This window comes from Psychrobacter sanguinis, from assembly GCF_020736705.1.
In the GTDB taxonomy this organism is placed as follows: Bacteria; Pseudomonadota; Gammaproteobacteria; order Pseudomonadales; family Moraxellaceae; genus Psychrobacter; species Psychrobacter sanguinis.
The window spans coordinates 1520148-1536359 of sequence record NZ_CP085990.1; the positions used below are offsets into that span (position 1 = coordinate 1520148).

General features: G+C 41.1%; 13 protein-coding genes and 3 tRNA genes. 15 read left to right on the forward strand and 1 reads right to left on the reverse strand.

Features of this window, described 5'->3' with window-relative positions; genetic code table 11:
* Positions 1-236 precede the first annotated feature (236 nt).
* Positions 237-956, forward strand: coding sequence for a hypothetical protein (locus tag LK453_RS06435; RefSeq protein WP_201534525.1), 720 nt, complete (start codon positions 237-239; stop codon positions 954-956).
* 217 nt (positions 957-1173) lie between these two features.
* A complete protein-coding gene (locus LK453_RS06440; protein WP_201534528.1) occupies positions 1174-1683 on the forward strand; it encodes a DUF6586 family protein in 510 nt (169 codons plus the stop codon).
* Between the two features lie 127 nt (positions 1684-1810).
* Here LK453_RS06440 and LK453_RS06445 read toward each other — a convergent pair whose 3' ends face one another.
* Positions 1811-2503 (reverse strand): DUF4442 domain-containing protein, encoded by a 693-nt coding sequence (locus LK453_RS06445; protein ID WP_227674382.1) that lies wholly within the window; start codon positions 2501-2503, stop codon positions 1811-1813.
* A 186-nt stretch (positions 2504-2689) separates the two neighbouring features.
* Here LK453_RS06445 and LK453_RS06450 point away from each other — a divergent pair, with 186 nt between their 5' ends.
* The 13 genes from LK453_RS06450 to LK453_RS06510 all read left to right on the forward strand — a co-directional run bounded on the left by LK453_RS06450 (position 2690) and on the right by LK453_RS06510 (position 16163).
* Positions 2690-4162, forward strand: a complete 1473-nt coding sequence (locus tag LK453_RS06450; RefSeq protein WP_201534534.1) for an McrB family protein — start codon at positions 2690-2692, stop codon at positions 4160-4162.
* A gap of 3 nt (positions 4163-4165) precedes the next feature.
* Entirely contained in the window at positions 4166-5737 is a 1572-nt protein-coding gene (locus tag LK453_RS06455; RefSeq protein ID WP_227954070.1) for an McrC family protein, read from the forward strand.
* Between the two features lie 168 nt (positions 5738-5905).
* Positions 5906-5982, forward strand: a tRNA-Pro gene (locus tag LK453_RS06460).
* A gap of 123 nt (positions 5983-6105) precedes the next feature.
* Positions 6106-6182 (forward strand) — tRNA-Arg (locus tag LK453_RS06465).
* A 72-nt stretch (positions 6183-6254) separates the two neighbouring features.
* Positions 6255-6330: transfer RNA gene (locus LK453_RS06470), tRNA-His, on the forward strand.
* Between the two features lie 286 nt (positions 6331-6616).
* A complete protein-coding gene (locus tag LK453_RS06475; RefSeq protein WP_201534540.1) occupies positions 6617-7651 on the forward strand; it encodes a hypothetical protein in 1035 nt (344 codons plus the stop codon).
* 176 nt (positions 7652-7827) lie between these two features.
* Complete coding sequence (locus tag LK453_RS06480) at positions 7828-10185, forward strand: protein-disulfide reductase DsbD family protein (RefSeq protein ID WP_227674383.1); 2358 nt, start codon at positions 7828-7830, stop codon at positions 10183-10185.
* A gap of 223 nt (positions 10186-10408) precedes the next feature.
* On the forward strand, positions 10409-11026 hold the full coding sequence (locus LK453_RS06485; RefSeq protein WP_376751550.1) for a DUF3465 domain-containing protein: 618 nt from the start codon (positions 10409-10411) through the stop codon (positions 11024-11026).
* A gap of 347 nt (positions 11027-11373) precedes the next feature.
* On the forward strand, positions 11374-12669 hold the full coding sequence (locus LK453_RS06490) for a phospholipase A (RefSeq protein WP_201534546.1): 1296 nt from the start codon (positions 11374-11376) through the stop codon (positions 12667-12669).
* Between the two features lie 6 nt (positions 12670-12675).
* Entirely contained in the window at positions 12676-13446 is a 771-nt protein-coding gene (locus LK453_RS06495; protein WP_201534548.1) for a ComF family protein, read from the forward strand.
* Between the two features lie 169 nt (positions 13447-13615).
* A complete protein-coding gene (locus tag LK453_RS06500) occupies positions 13616-14167 on the forward strand; it encodes a type IV pilus modification PilV family protein (protein ID WP_201534550.1) in 552 nt (183 codons plus the stop codon).
* Between the two features lie 68 nt (positions 14168-14235).
* Positions 14236-15231, forward strand: a complete 996-nt coding sequence (locus tag LK453_RS06505) for a PilW family protein (RefSeq protein ID WP_227674385.1) — start codon at positions 14236-14238, stop codon at positions 15229-15231.
* Positions 15228-16163: a hypothetical protein gene (locus LK453_RS06510; RefSeq protein ID WP_201529092.1), complete on the forward strand. Its 936-nt coding sequence runs from the start codon at positions 15228-15230 to the stop codon at positions 16161-16163. The genes LK453_RS06505 and LK453_RS06510 overlap by 4 nt, the downstream gene beginning before the upstream one ends.
* Positions 16164-16212: the final 49 nt, after the last annotated feature.

The following is a 16212-nucleotide window of genomic DNA, read 5'->3' on the forward strand; positions in this document are numbered from 1 at the left end:
CTTTATAACTATAGAAGGGATTAAATATAGAAAAGGATTCCCTTAGAAAAAGGGGCTTTAGAAAGAATTATTTTTAGAGTTTTAACTAAAGTTACTATTTGTTTAACTTGCCTGTATTGTAAGAATAGTAAACTTCAGTCTATATTGAATAATAAATTAATAATCACAAATTAAATTTTTAGTTATTTCTTTGGTTATTTTTCTTTAGTTATCGTGTTTAAGTCTTTGAGGCCATCATGAAAAAATCCATCCTATTAATATCTGCTTTATTAACAGCAGGGTCTATGAGTGCCTATGCTGAAGATAAGACCCCAGACTGTGATAGCTTAAATATTATGCTGATGTCTATGAAAGATGGCTTGGATATCAATGCCAACTGGAAGATTAAAGATACAGCAACCAATAGGTTTAAGACGGTGAGTATGGGCGACTTAAACAAATCTGCAGATCCTAGCTTTGCGATTACTTGCCCTGATTTTAGTGCCAACTACGATGGCAATGTCTTAAAAATGAAGGCTGACAATTATCAAGGTATTATCGATCATCTTTATAAGCAGTTGAATCGAGGTGTCGATTTATATAACTACCGTTGGTATACCAATCCTAAATCTAAAACCAATTTTAAAGTGGACAAATATAGCTTTGATCTGGAAAGGTTGGTACTGACGGATGGCTATATAAAAATGCCTGAAGGAGGCAGTATCAGTAAGAAACAAGCTTTTATACCCAATCAAGCGGTTATTAGCTATAAGATTGATGGGGGTAACTTAAAACCGATGTTGGCCAATAAGAATGTGTCGAAATATTCTGCTGATTTTAAAGCCGCTAAAACCATCGATATTTATCATAAGAATCCAAATATGGGGCGTAAAGGCTTCGGAGTAGAGCGGATTTTTGTAGACAAAGAAAACGGCACTTTGGAAATTTATAAAAATCATGCTTATCCTGTCCAATAGTGTTTTATTGATTATTAAGGCTATAAATTTTTAATATTAGGCTTGGTTTTATTATGCTTTTAACGGTATTACCTGCCTGATAATGGCGTCTTAGAGACCCTGACAACCGCTTATATTGTAGGCGGTTTTTTTGTAATATCTATGGTGATGAAGGTAATATAAACGATATTTTTATGGTACATTTAACGCTTATATTAGTGGCTAGTTAGAGGCGAAAATGGCAGACAAAGGCAGAGTGGCTCGTTATCAAGCAGATCGTACCAATCAGAAGTTTTATTTTTGTAGAATTGCTTGTAAGCAAGCAGGAGATACCGCCGATAAGCAGTTATACCAAGCTTACTGCGAGACCGCTATTTTTCATCTGCAGAGCGCGCTTTGGGCTTTTTTACAAGAGTTGGCGCATTTTTATAACTTAGACACCAGTCAGCCGACAGTTTCGTATATCGAAACCGCTTTAGAGAAAAAGACTTTAATATCACCAGAATTGCAACGTATTAAAATCTCGCTAGAGTCTGGTGTATTGGCCAATGTGGCCAAAGCCTATCAGCGTTGTCAGTATGCACCAGCACCTGACACTAAGGGCTTAGAAACCTCTAGTCAAGATTTGATCGTCAATGTGGTAACGTTGTCTAACCAATGGTTACCGGATGAACAAACCATTCGTGAGTGGCGTACAGAGTTTATGACATTAGTGGATGAGATGCGTGGCGGCATGGTGGAATACTAGCCGAATTAGACGCTAGTATCCAAAGGTCTAAATTAGAATTGTTGGCAATAAAAAAGGCACTGCTGACTATCAGCAGTGCCTTTTTTATTGAGTTTGTTTGGCTTTGATTAAGCTGTGGAAGATGGTTTTATTTCGTTTTACCCTCACGGCGCTGTTTAAGCTCAGATTTTGGAATCCAAGCCCAAGTCATTTCTACCATAATGGGAGCACGGTCACTATCAGAGTTACGGTCCTCGATGACGCAAGGAATGACCATCTCACCTTTTGGGGTGTCTAGAATATACTGACGCTGTTCATCATTTAGAGTCGCTATTGCCGCCATCTGTCCTTTTTTAACCGGACGATAGAAGTTCACTTCATAAGACTTAACCAGTAAGATTCTATCTGACGGTAGGTTCATTGCCAAAACAAAGCCCGTCGCCGTCTCTGCTAATAGCGTTACTGCCACAGCATGTACCGAACCGATGTGGTTTTGGACCCCTTTTTTATTCTCTAAGCTAACCACTAATTTGTTTGGGGTCACCTCTTCGTAAACAATGCCTGTAGTGCCGACATAAGGTACAAGCTTGCTAAAAGCTTTGGTCAGCACAAAAGATTGAGTCGATTTAGGCAGTAATTGCACCGCCTTTAGGATTTTGGTAAAAGGATTGCTAATTTCTTTAGATTGAATGCTGGCAGAGGCGCCCTGATCAGCAGTATTATTTTTCGACTGGGTTGCCTTAAAAGGCAGGTTTAGTTGAGCGGCTATAGTGGCTGCTTTCTCAGCCGTGGCTTTTTTAGTAGATGACACTTGCTGTATAAAGTTTGATAACTGGCTCATAACGCGTCCTTTCATGGTTAGAGTTAACTTTTAGGGTTACAATGAGATAGTAAAATTGGATAAGAATGAAAATAGTATAGCAAAACCATATCCCAATAAGAGATGATACAGCGGTCATAAAAAATAGTTGCTGATTGAAAGTAAATAACGTCCTTAAGATTTTGATATAAACAGTGAAGAGATATTTTGAATAACCAACAGATACCAATGCCTGACCAACCGACCAACGTAATTTTTACCGGTGTTGCAGGAACCGGTAAGACGCACCGACTGCTTGAGATTCAGAAGCGTTATGATGAATCTGTAGATACTTCATGGGACAGTTGGCGAGTACAGCAAGTCAGTCATTATGGCTGGTGTGAAATCGTGTGTGCGGTGTTGCTACTAGAAGATAGATTGATGACGGTGCCGGAGATGATGCGTCATCCGTTGGTCGCCGATAAGGCCGCAGTCAATAAGCGCAATGAAAATATTAACCAGACCTTATGGGTGCAGTTGAACAAACATGCCCATCCAGAGTCAGTGACCGTTAATAGTACTCAGCGCTCGGCTAATTATTATTTTGATAAAACACAAACCAGTCAATGGTTTTTATTGGACGATGTAAAAGACATATTAAGAGACCGCTTATCAGAGTTACTAGCGTTGTATGAAGGGCAGGGTAGAGAGTACTATACCCAAAAATTTGTGGTTAGCCGCAGCTGCTTAGTAAGCTTTCATCAGTCTTACGGCTATGATGAATTTGTAGAAGGTATCCGGCCCCGTATTAATCCACAGACTGGTCAAATGCAATACGAGATACAGCAAGGAGCTTTTTTAGAGCTGTGTACTAAAGCCAGTAATGATCCCAATCACCGTTATGCCATGCTCATTGATGAGATCAATCGTGCCAATACTTCTCAAGTATTTGGTGAGCTGATTAGTGTCATAGAAGCCAGTAAACGGGCAGGTGGGTCTACCCCCATGAGTGTGCGTTTGGCCTACTCTGGGCGTCCCTTTATAGTGCCTAGTAACGTTGATATCTACGCCACCATGAACACTCAAGATCGCTCGTTGGTGACCTTAGATACTGCCTTTAGAAGACGCTTTGATTTTATCACTTGTTATCCGGACAGCTCAGTGCTGACAGCGGTTAAAGATGAGTCAGGAAACAGTGTCAATTTAGCGGCACTAATGCAAGCTTTGAATCAGCGTATGTTGACTTTATTTGGTGCAGAAGCGCAGCTGGGTCATGCCTATTTCATGGATATTAATGATATTGCTCAGCTGGCCAAGCGTCTCTATCGTCAAATTATTCCTCAAATTATTGAGTATATAAAACATGGTGCAGCCCCTAGCCAGATTGGAACATTATTGGCACAAGTGTTGTACGGAGGGGGCGATAACGAAGGGTTATCCGCTAATTCTGAACGGCTTAGTTTGTTGCAGTCCAATCTAGACACTAAGTCTCAACAAGACTCTTACTTAGGCGTAAGTGGAATAAGTGGGATAAGTGGTATAAACAGCGCCAGTCAGTCGACTACTTCAGCAATTCTAGGATTAAGTTCTGATTTTGTCAGCGTGGCTACTGAAAGTGCTATTGATTCAACGAGCGTATACTTTACGGCTAAGCCTTACCAGTTACTTTATGCCAGCTATTTGTCTACACAGGAGTTATAACCTTTGTATTCTAAGGCAATAGTACAGCCGTTAAATAGGGCGGGTAGCTCCTCTAGGATGAGCTGTTTAGAGCATCAACGGCTGACTCAAGCAGATTTTGCCCATGCTGCAGACTTTGAGTATCTAATCAAACATGAGCTACCTTGTTTTAGTATTGAAGTTAGACGAGGTCAGTTAAGTTTATTGGTGGGACATTATTTGTCAAAGATAATTCTGCCAAGTGGGCTGAGCTTGGAGATATTGCCAAAAATTACCTCTGCTCAGTCAGACATTAGGGTAGCCTCTAATCAGACAGATAGTTTTCATAAGGACATTGTCCGAGCTCGAGAGTGGGTGGCTGCTATGCTACAAGATATTGCTCATGATAAGTTGGGCAAAGCCATCCCTGCCATAAATTTAGCAGCTATTGAGTCTTTCAGTGATTCAGAAATAGATAATGACTGGAGTCATTTCTCGGCGCTTGCTCTGTCTTTTCCAGAATCGCAACCTCAGTTGAATCAAAAAAATCAACAGCCAAAGTCATCACTTGATGCGCCGTGGTACCAAGGTTTGCTAGTCAGAATTAGTGAAGTCCTGCAGCAAGCAGCTGGCATTTTACCCAATCGCTATCAAACCCAAGTCAATAATAGACCCAAAGCGCAAGGTAAAATCAATCTAAGCGCACAATTAAAGAACAACTGGCATCGACCACATTATTTATACACTGAGCATTCGGTATTTGCCTCGGATGAATTATTGGCTCAGTTTTTGTCTACTGCTTGGCAATGCTGGCAACAGCTGTCTCAAAACTCGCCTATACCTACCAATCGGCAAACGCCAGAGAGTTTACGAGGCATTCAAACGCTGCCGCCATCCCAATGGGCAGTCACTTATCACAAAATCCAAAATGATAAATCTGCTTGGATGTCGCAATTCACTACTATGCAAGCGCAGACCATAACGGATGCTATTGAGTGGTCTTGGTGGCTATTAACGCACAGTAACATAAATAGCGCACCGCACGATCAGGTGAGAGAGAATTGGAAGGTAGAAGGTCTGCCCATGCCCGCTTTGATGATTAATATGAATCATGCTTTCGAGCGGTGGGTATTGGGCAAACTATACAATTGGGTCAGCGATAATTTAGTATCAAGTCGGCTGGTTATTCAGCCAAAGTTCGATTGGCTGCATCAAAAACTACCGTCATCTAATCCTTTAGCAACTTCCTCGAAACAGACTGGAGAGAAGAGTAGCGTCAGTATAAAAGATACAACTCAACATAGAGTAATACAAAAGCTGATACCGGATGCCTGTATCGTAACTGCAGAGGGGAAGATTAGTCATGTCATTGATATTAAATATAAGACGATTGAAGGTATTGCCCAAGTAAGTGGGGCAGACTGGCAACAGTTGTATGTGTATCAGCAGCATCTGCAATGTAAAAATGCGTGGTTAATTTATCCCATGACAAAAAAATTTACAGAAAGGCTTGACGTTCTGGCTGATTTCAACGAGAATAGGCAGTCAAATCAGGGAGGTACTGCACAAATGAGTGCTATACCCTTTAATCCTTACCGAGGGTTACTACTGATTTAAGTGTTTTATAATAGAGTCTGTACTTTTTTGAAATTTTTTAAAAAAAGATAAAAAAAGTGTTGACAAGATTGAAGTTTAATCCTATTATATGCACCTCGATAGCGATGACGCACTCGATTAGCTTAATCAAAACGTTTTCAAAGTCGTAAAGTAAAAAAAGTAAAATATCGGAGTGTGGCGCAGTTTGGTAGCGCATCTGGTTTGGGACCAGAGGGTCGTAGGTTCGAATCCTATCACTCCGACCACTTTTTATTAGAGCCTTACAGGCTTTTTTTTATGCTTTAAATAAGACATTTGTTGCTTATTACGCTATATATGTTTTAATAACAGTGTGGTTCGAATAACAACGATGTTAGTTAGCACTATGAGCGCCTGTAGCTCAGTTGGATAGAGCATCTGCCTTCTAAGCAGGTGGTCGCAGGTTCGAATCCTGCCAGGCGCACCACTTTCGCCTGACATGTAATACCTAGTCTTTAGGTAATACACTGCAATTTCAATATATTCTATGTTGATTATGGCGGCTGTAGCTCAGTTGGTAGAGCCCCGGGTTGTGATCTCGGTTGTCGTGGGTTCGAGTCCCATCAGTCGCCCCATTTTTTATTCCCTTCTTGTTGTATCTCATTATTATTATTTCTTTTTAACTGGTTTTTCTACCTAAAGTTTCATATCACCAATTATCTTGTTTTTATTGCTAATTTAGACTCTGTCTTTATTGGTTTTTTTGCGTTTTTGTCTATTTTTTCTTTTTAGTAGCTCATTTAGGTTTTGATTGTCCCTAACTGTAAGGTCTGTGCTACCAAACTGCTTATGAAACTTAGGTGCTCGGATTTAGCAATAATGCTATGATAAAGTCATCTTTAAGAGGTTCGAGATATTATTATGGCAAACCATTCAGTAACGATTACGGCGCATATTGTTCCTAAGAGTGACACCAATTCTGAGACAATAGCCGTGGAACAAGCCCAACCTGAACAATCTAACAGTGTGGAAATAGCTGATATACCTATGGCTATGCCAAATAATAAGGCAGAACTTGTCCGCTTATATCAGCCTGAGCCATTAGAGATTAATAACTCAGTCCAAGCTAAAGAGATGGAAAAAGTGGCTGAACAGCGTGTGGCCCTATATCAGAACCAACTAAGACGGACTGAAATTTTTTACACGGTAAAGCCTATATTACGTCCTACCTACATGGTACAGACTTTAAAACCTCAGTTTGTCGAGTATCAACATTATCAAATGGCTCGGGCACTTGATCAGCGCGGTATCATTGATTTAGATAAAAATGAAATGATGTGGCAGCAACTGCATGTTGTTGATGACCTGATTGCTGATATTGTGCACCATATGCCAGCGCAGCAACCAGTAGGTTGGCAGCTTACTTCAGTCAATAAAAACCATTTAAAGCTACCCACAGTCGGACGTTTAAGAGATACGGATTCGGTCGCCGATCAAGCCAGTCTAAACAGCTATGTGCTGGGTCACTTTGGGGTCATGAGTTATACCTATGACCGTGCCTACTTTATTGGTCATGTCTTGGGTTATTTATTTTGTTGCTATTATCTGGCCCACTTATCCATAGCCTATGGGGTGACTCCTCTACCTGAAAGTGCAGTCGCTAACTATAAATATGCATCCCTTGAGACTCCCAAACTGGTTAGACTCCTACACAGCGTAGATGTTTATTGCAAACGCCGTATCTATCAATTGGCGGTGCTTTGTGCACGTCTTAGCTGTTATCAGTTGGATAAATATATTGAAAAAATGCTCATCGCTGAGGTCAATGAATTTGATAAGAAACAGCAAATTGAGCATTTAGATGCTTTGTTGATGAAGGGTATTATGCCTGAAATGCCTGACACAGTAGATTTAAAAGACTTTCCAGGTGCTTTTGGCGATGAGGGTAAATCTTAATATTTTAGCGGTTTAATACTTACTATACAAAAATATATTATATAGTAAGTTGTATCATCTATAGTCGTTAATTGTTTACAGCTATCAACCCTGATAGTCGTTTAATTAAAGCTGCCTGCTGTGCTTCCATTCACTTGACCTTATCTGGGTCATCTTATTTTTACGAAGTAACTTTCATGAAAAACTCAAAAGAAACTTTGTTCTCTGAAGTAACCCTTCATCCACCACATCAAAAACCAATCAATAATAATACTCTCAAGATTACTCAAAAAAATAAACGCTATAAAACAGCTAAATCTATCACGCATAGAGTATTGGCTGCTTCTTTAGCGCTGTCATTAAGTATTGGTTTTGGCGCAGGAGCTATTGATAATCAAGCACAGGCGGCAAGTTTAGGAGACTTATTTGGCGGTGCTGAGGTTCAAGGTGGGCAGGAAAAGTTTTTAAAAGTAGAGCAGGCTTTTTCTGTACAGCCTAGTCAAAACGGTAATAAGGTCAATATAGCTTTAAAGATTACCCCAAAGCATTACTTATATAAAGACAAACTGTCCTTAAAACTACCTGAAGGGGTGACTGCTACTCCGCTCAAATTCTCACACTCTAGTCAAAATATTGATGACCCTTCATTCGGCAAAGTAGCGGTATTTAAGCAGCCACAAGTGACAGCGTCAACTACTTTAACCAATACAACCTCTGCGCCCATTAAGCAAGATATTACGATCACTTGGCAGGGTTGTGCTGAGGCAGGTCTTTGTTATCCGCCGCAAAAAGAAACCTTATCTATAAGTTTACCGGCCGGTGCTTCAAAGACGGTAGAAGCCAAACAAAGCACTGAGAAAAACACCGCATCTAATACCACTGAACAAGCAGCCACCCCTAAAAAAGCCGAGGTTGGTTCAAAATTGGCCAGTAGTGAGGACAGTAGCAAAAATAAATCGGATTCAGCAAAAAATGACAGTAATGTTGCGAACTCATCACCACAACAGACAGCAGCCTCGGCTACGTTAGCGACGACGACTGCCATTGATACAGAAGGTGCTGCTATAAGCCAAGATGCCACTTCTGCAAATATAGAGGACGGCAATGCCTCTGAAGGTGAAAATCCAGAGACTCTGGATGGCGCATCGCTACAGGTAATGAATGAGGAAGAGAACCTTACTGATGAAGGTGGTGCTGAAGCAGACAGTACATTTGCCGCCACTGCAGAGCCGTCTGATTTGGGATTGTCCACCAATGGGGTAGTGAACCAAGATCCCTTTGGTCTAGCAGAACATCCATGGTTGGCGTTAGGTTTGCTATTTTTAGCCGGTCTTGGCTTGGCGTTCACGCCTTGTGTGCTTCCGATGTTGCCGATTGTCAGTAATATCGTAGCGCGCCAGCACACGCCTACCGCAAAAAAAGGGCTGATACTTAGCGGCAGCTATGCACTAGGGGTAGCGATTGCTTACGGCATACTGGGGGCAATTATTGCTGTATTTGGTCAGCAATTGGGTATCATAGGCTGGCTACAGAACCCTGTCATATTGTTGGCTTTCGCTGCAGTATTTGTGCTTCTAGCCTTATATATGCTTGAAGTGATTAATATTCCGGTGCCCAATGCAATTCGTCAAAAGACCCATTCTTTAAGCCAAGCTGGCGATAAGTATTTGGGCAGTACTTTTGGCAGCTTTATTGCAGGACTGCTATCTGCGCTTGTGGTTTCACCTTGTGTGTCTGCTCCTTTATTTGGTGCTTTGCTTGCCGTGTCGACCATTGGTAATCCATTCTTGGGATTCGCAGCGTTATTTATGTTGGGCTTTGGACTGTCCGCTCCCTTAATGCTACTGGGCGTAAGTCAGGGTAACTTAATGCCGAAAGCTGGCGAGTGGATGAACTGGGTTAAGCAGGGCTTTGCTTTATTGTTATTTGCGGTGGCGTTACTGCTGGTAGAACGCGTACTAATGAGCCCAGTGATGTTAATGCTATGGGCTATTTGGTTCATGGTGGTGGCAGTATGGGCTTGGAAATGGGTTGGTCGTGGTCAGCTGTTTACTAAGCCATTGGCCCTTATTCTGGCAACGTGGGCAGCTTTGACCTTGGTTGGCGCAGCAGCCGGTAGCAAAGATTCTTGGCGACCTTTGGCTGTTTTTTCATCTGCTAATCCTGCCTCAATCAATGCTAATTATCAAGCAACAGTAGCAGGCGGTAATACGGGGGCGGTTAATAGTAATGATAAGCACATTTACTCTTTAGATGAGCTGCTGCCTATTATCAAAAACAACCCCAAAGTGTTGGTCGATGTCACTGCAGATTGGTGTGTTGAATGTCGAATTATGGATAAGACTTTGTTTACTGATAGACCAATTGCCCTGCAGCAGTGGCAACTGGTGAAGCTTGATGTGACTGAAAGTAATGAGGAGTCAGCACGTATTCTGTCAGAGCTGAACTTATTTGGCCCACCTGCCTTGCTTTATTTCGTAGAGGGTAAGCTACAGGTGCAACAGGTAGGCACGGTTGAACGTGAGACTTTTGAGGCGACGCTAAACAAGTTTTAATTAGACAAAATATTTCTATATTTTGAAGGCGTACTTTAAGACAGTGCGCCTTATCTCTTTGTAGATGATGACTATGATGGCGGCATATCTTTATTGGCTTTATCAATTACCTTGATTCAAGCATTGAATTAATGACTATGTATAGATATAAACAGTCAATATGTTATTACTTGATAAGTACATAATTTTACACTATATTGCTTTAGACAATACTCTCGAGGCTATGACTGTGAAAAATATCTTACGCTATGGCAGTTGTCAGATTAGAAATTTTAAAAAATTTACAGGTAGCGACAGTCAAAATCTGTATGCTAGATTAGGCGTGGCGATAGTTATCAGCTCAGTCACTTGGCTGACTGCCTGTGAGCAGCAAACTGGGGAGACCATAGCGTCGCCACAAAGTAATCCTCAGCTTAGCAGTGCCATTAAGATAGACCTTGATAGCCCTGCAGAAGATAGCGACGACAATAATAAACTGAAGGCTTTGCCTATTGCTTGTCGCAATAGTGTCATTATGCAAGCCTTTGACAAAAAACAGTCTGAAGTACAGGTCAAAGGTTGCGGTAAGGTAGTAGCCATATTGGCAGATGACAATGAAGGCAGTCGACATCAACGTTTTATTGTTGAGCTAGAAGGGGTACAACCTAAGCATACCGTACTTATCGCTCATAATATTGATTTGGCCCCTAAGGTTGATGGCCTTAAAAAAGCAGATGACGTGATATTTTATGGGCAATATGAATATAATCAACAGGGCGGGGTAGTGCACTGGACGCATCATGATCCTGCAGCACGACATCAAAACGGTTGGATAGAATATAAAGGACATCGTTTTCAGTAGTACTAACTGGGTCGTGTTTTGGGCTGGTTAACCCTTTTTATTGTGCGTGATTAGGCATAATCAGAACGACTTAATTACGAGTAGTTTTATTATTAAAGATATTATCTGTCCTTGATTTTGAACCACTAGTTTTTTTGTACGCAATGTACTCTCTATTTTTCAAAAGTATCAAACCTACTAAAACTATAGCTGTGGTGGGTTTTCAAACGATATATTTCCCACTATTTGAGAAGCAAGTTTTCCTTTATATAAGTCATTGTTTGGCAACTTACGATTGATAATATTTTTGGTTAAGGGTTTTCTTTAATAGTATAATGGCGTTTTTACCATCTTTATCAGGAATAGGCATGACTAATTTGCGGCCTTTAGTACAGACTCGTCAACAGTCTCCTTCTAAAATTAAATTTTTAGCGCTCTCTATTACCGCTGCTTGCTGTACCTCAATGTTGACTATTAGCAGTGCTTCAGCAGCCACCAATGATTTAACAGAAGTGCCCGCTGATAGCAGCGCACAGCCACTGTCAGTTAATGACTTTATAAAGTGTACTGATTTAAAAGTCCCGTCTGCCCGTTTGGCATGTTATGACAAAGCGACTGTTGGGGAAGAATTACCTTTGGGTCGTGAAAAAATACCTTTAGACTTGGCAGGTACTGTCAAAGCAACCTTCAGTGAGTTACGTCCTACGGCAGTATTCGCCGGAGAGACGCAGGTAGCAGATGATACCGAGACCGAAAGCTCACCGGGAGTACCGACAGAAGCAGATAATGAAAAATTAGCCAAAGTGGGTATTACGGTTGATGATTTATCAGCCTACACCCCGCTTAGTCTTGCCTATGACTTAGATAAGAATAATGAGCTAGGAACGTGGACAGTTAGACCGCACAAACCTATTTATTTAATGCCGGCCTATATTCAGTACAATGCCAATCGCAATCCGGACACCCCAACGCAACATCCTAATAGCAACGATTTAGAAGACTATCAATCCAAATATGATGATAATGTTGAGCTCAAAGCCCAGATATCTCTAAAAACTAAAATTTTAGAAGATGTATTCGATACCAATGCGGATGTTTGGTTTGGCTATACGCAGCAGATGCACTGGCAGGTCTATAACGAAGACAATTCTCGTCCATTTAGAGCCACGGATTATATGCCTGAGTTCTTTATTACTCAGCCAGTAACCGCTAATCTTCCTTTTAATGGTCGCCTACGTATGTTAGGTGCAGGTGCTATTCACCACTCTAATGGTCAGTCAGACCCTTGGTCACGTTCGTGGAACCGTATTTATCTAATGGGTGGCGCAGAATGGGGTAAATTGAGTTTGTTGCCTAAGATTTGGACTCATGTTAAAGATAGCGGGGATGATAGTGATAACCCTGATATTACTGATTATTATGGTCATGGCGAGTTGCAAGCCTTATATGACTTTGGTAAAGGGGAGACTTTATCGGCAACAGGCCGCTTCAACTTTGATACCGAAAAAGGCGCAATTGAGCTCGATTATACTCTACCATTGACACGTGATGTACATGGGTTTATCCAGTTGTTCCATGGTTATGGAGAATCAATCATTGATTATAATAAAGAAACCACAGCAGTTGGTATTGGTCTTTCTTTGAATGATTGGAAAGGTTTGTAGGGTTAATTGAATGTAACTCAGCAAATTTTGCAATATGCTGTCCCTGCCTTTTACCAACTTGGTATATGGCGTGTCCAGTATCTACAAAGTGTTTGCTGTATCTGCCATACCAATCCTGCTGTCTTACAAAAAGAGTGCTTATCCAATAAGCGCTCTTTTTTTTGGTCATTCATTTGCCAAGACTGTCATGACAGTATTAACTGGCAGCCGGAAGTTTTACAACACCTTGTGAGTGTCGATAAGGCTAATAATCCTCAAGGCCAAGTGACGGCTTCCCCTTTTACTTTAGATATACAGGCAGCTGCCCCGCATACCAGTTATATACGCTCTGCCATTATTGCTTTTAAATATAAAGAGCAGGTAGACGCTTTGCCTGTGTTAGTCCACGCTATCCACCAATTACCGAGACCGCACGGTTGCCATGCCTTAAACAGTGTCATTATCCCCACACCTACGACGTCCAATCGATTAATGACACGAGGCTATGATCCAGTTTCTATACTGTCTTATTATTTGTCGAAGCACTGGCAAATTCCGATTTTTAAAGGTGTGAGTCGTATTGACGATGTAGTGAGTCAACAAGGTCTCGATAGGCATGAGCGACAAGCAAACATTAACCATGCCTTTAAACTTGATACGACACCTGCAGTCAAACGTCTGCTACTATTTGATGATGTGGTAACAACTGGAGCGACGTTGACTGCTATTGCTAAAACCATCACCACTGTTTGTCCTGACGCAAAGATTTCAGCTCATTGCATATCTCATGGAAAATAAACTCCCATTAAGTGTAAAAATTAGGTACTATCTATTATTAACTTAATCTTAAATATAAAATAAGTTATTTGCTTTAAATAGTCTAGACTGACGAGATTATGAATTCATAGCTTTCAGTCTTAAAAAATTGCACATTCAGAGAACCTAATAAGGGCCGTAATAAATGAGGATGAGCCTGCAATTTTACTCTGATATGAAGCAGCAACAGGGAATAGGGCTGATAGAAGTATTGGTCGCATTACTGCTATTTAGCGGGGCAGCTTTAGGTTATACAGCTTTACAAACCTATGCCTTAGGCGGGGTTAATGACTCAACGATGCGTTTAAAAGCAGTCATGATACTAAACGAAACCTTAGAGCGGATGCGGGCCAATAGTCAGATAAAAGACTTTGGTTTTTATCAGCAACTATTTAATGTTAAAGCGATTCCTAAAGTTATCGATTGTCTACACAGTACAGGCTGTGATACGCAACAAGTGGCCAAGAACGATGTAGCAATTTTAAGAACTCAAGCTGAAAGGCAAGGCTTAAGAATAGGTATGATCGATTGTCCTAAAGCTAGTGACGGTATGAAATCTAAATGTCTTATTGCGGCTTGGCATCACACAACAGCAACGTATAACAGTAGCAACGACAGTAATCACAATGAGTTGACGGGTTGTCTTGAAGCAGACGGCCGCTATATCAAGGGGGCAGACTGTGTGTTTATCGAGAGCTACTGATACAGCTTATTAAATTCCAAAGTAGTAAGTCAAAAGACACCAAGTCACATAAACCACTCCCTCATAAAATAAAAGCCGAAGTAGATGAGCAAGGATTTACTTTAGTTGAGCTAATGTTGGCCATGAGTTTAGGGCTAATAATCAGTACCGCTGCTTTTCAACTGTTTATCCACAGTATCAGGGTTCAACAGCTACAACTCTCCACTGCTGAAGTTCAAGATGCCGCTGTTTTTGGTTTTACTGCCATAAATAAAAAAATTGCTCATGCCAACTTGGGCGCATCACGTGCGATGCGGCAACAAAGTGCTTGGACGGGCATTGTGTTGACTGGCTCTGAGAATGGTCCTCTAGTAAATCGCGCTGGCAAGCCGTTTAAAATAGGGAATTTAAGGGGCGTACGTGGAATGAGTGCTAAGCTCGCTACCAAGAATGGGGCAGGTCCGAGTAATGTGCTGCTACCGACGAAAAGTGACCAACTGACCATACAATATCGAGTCCCTTTTGACAGCTATGATTGCGAAGGTCGTGGTATTCATCAAGGAGATATCGTTATTGAGCGTTACTTTACTCGGACGGATCGTCAGCGCGCCAAAAATGAAACGAAAGCATCGGCGATCGTATTGGCATGTGATGCAGGAGGTTATCAATTAACAAACCATCAGAGTGCCGATAGCATAATCAAGGACAACATGATTCTTGAAAACTTTGGTGATAAGGGGGTGATACTGATTAATAGAGTAGATTTCTTTTCGATTAAATTAGGCGTGAAGCTTGGAAAAGGGGTGGTATACATGCCGATCGATACTTATCTTAGCAAACGTACGATAGATTCAAAGGGGAGCCTTTCATCTTCCACTTATCTTTATGATGCCCCAATTGTAGCAGTTGAGGTAGGCGTTATTAGTCGAGGCAGTAGCAGTATTTCTGTATCTCAGCAGAAAACCACAGATTTAAGGTTTAGTTTACAAGGCAAAAGCTACCAAATTAAAGACAAAAAGCCAAATTATATACGTCGCAGCTTGCAAAGCGTGATAACTCTTAGAAATAGCCGTGTCACTCAATGAGTGTGACTGAAGGTATTATTAATCAGACGGCTGAGCAAAGTACTAAACTAACCGCTAGGCTAAGTGTGAACGGAAGTATATGTACTACTGATCAACAAGGGACAGTATTGGTAATCGTGCTATTAATTATGGTGTTAATGGCAACGGCCAGTCTTATCGCTATTAGAAACACCCAGACCTCATTAGATTTGACCACAACGTATCAGATAAACCAACTGTTATTTCAAGCTTCAGATGCACCGCTGTTACAGATACAAAAGTTATTAAATGATCCTAAGCAGTTAAAACTATTAACCGCTGATAAAGGTCCTATTGGTTATCTAACCCAAAATAATGATAACGATGTATCGGCAGAATATACCTTCTGCTATCAGAGCTCACGAAAGGCCTCTTTTGATAAGTTATTACAGGGCGCTAAAGTTGTTAATGGAGAGGGACGAGTGATCAATCCTAAGGGCTATTGCAACATTGCCAACAGTCAACAAAACCACTTTACCAGTGAGCGTAAGATAATCGTCACCCAACTGTCGTTTGTTCGATTAAATATGACAAATTTAGAGAGCGTAGAGAAGGACACTACCCAACGTTCATCATTAAATACGCTAGGAACTCATAGTTACCTTAAGAGTTCAGTGGCCATTAAAAAAAGACATACGCATACACCGTTTTCAGGGGTAGAGGGTGAGGATTTGGAAGGAGATAGACAGATACCGCTTCGTGTTTATGTGACTTCAGTTATGCCTTCATTTAGCAGAGTCAGCTTGAAGCAAGTCGATGTGTGTCTAGCAAAACCTATGGCTAATGAAGTTTCGGAAGGCTCTATACCAGAATTAACAGACAGTCAGATAGCCTGTTTAAAAAAGACAGGAACGCCTTTTAATATTCAGGTTCAAGACTATATTTACGCTTTAAAAACGGTTCCTAACGGCTAGTTTATCCAGAACACAATAGGCTATCTTGCACAAGGTAGTGAAACGCCAA

What these genes read in the sequence shown, in the direction of transcription:
- LK453_RS06435 (WP_201534525.1), top strand. Translation starts at nt 237, where the DNA reads ATGAAAAAATCCATCCTATTAATATCTGCTTTATTAACAGCAGGGTCT.
- LK453_RS06440 (WP_201534528.1), top strand. Translation starts at nt 1,174, where the DNA reads ATGGCAGACAAAGGCAGAGTGGCTCGTTATCAAGCAGATCGTACCAAT.
- LK453_RS06445 (WP_227674382.1), bottom strand. Translation starts at nt 2,503, where the DNA reads ATGAGCCAGTTATCAAACTTTATACAGCAAGTGTCATCTACTAAAAAA.
- LK453_RS06475 (WP_201534540.1), top strand. Translation starts at nt 6,617, where the DNA reads ATGGCAAACCATTCAGTAACGATTACGGCGCATATTGTTCCTAAGAGT.
- LK453_RS06480 (WP_227674383.1), top strand. Translation starts at nt 7,828, where the DNA reads ATGAAAAACTCAAAAGAAACTTTGTTCTCTGAAGTAACCCTTCATCCA.
- LK453_RS06485 (WP_376751550.1), top strand. Translation starts at nt 10,409, where the DNA reads ATGACTGTGAAAAATATCTTACGCTATGGCAGTTGTCAGATTAGAAAT.
- LK453_RS06490 (WP_201534546.1), top strand. Translation starts at nt 11,374, where the DNA reads ATGACTAATTTGCGGCCTTTAGTACAGACTCGTCAACAGTCTCCTTCT.
- LK453_RS06500 (WP_201534550.1), top strand. Translation starts at nt 13,616, where the DNA reads ATGAGCCTGCAATTTTACTCTGATATGAAGCAGCAACAGGGAATAGGG.
- LK453_RS06510 (WP_201529092.1), top strand. Translation starts at nt 15,228, where the DNA reads ATGAGTGTGACTGAAGGTATTATTAATCAGACGGCTGAGCAAAGTACT.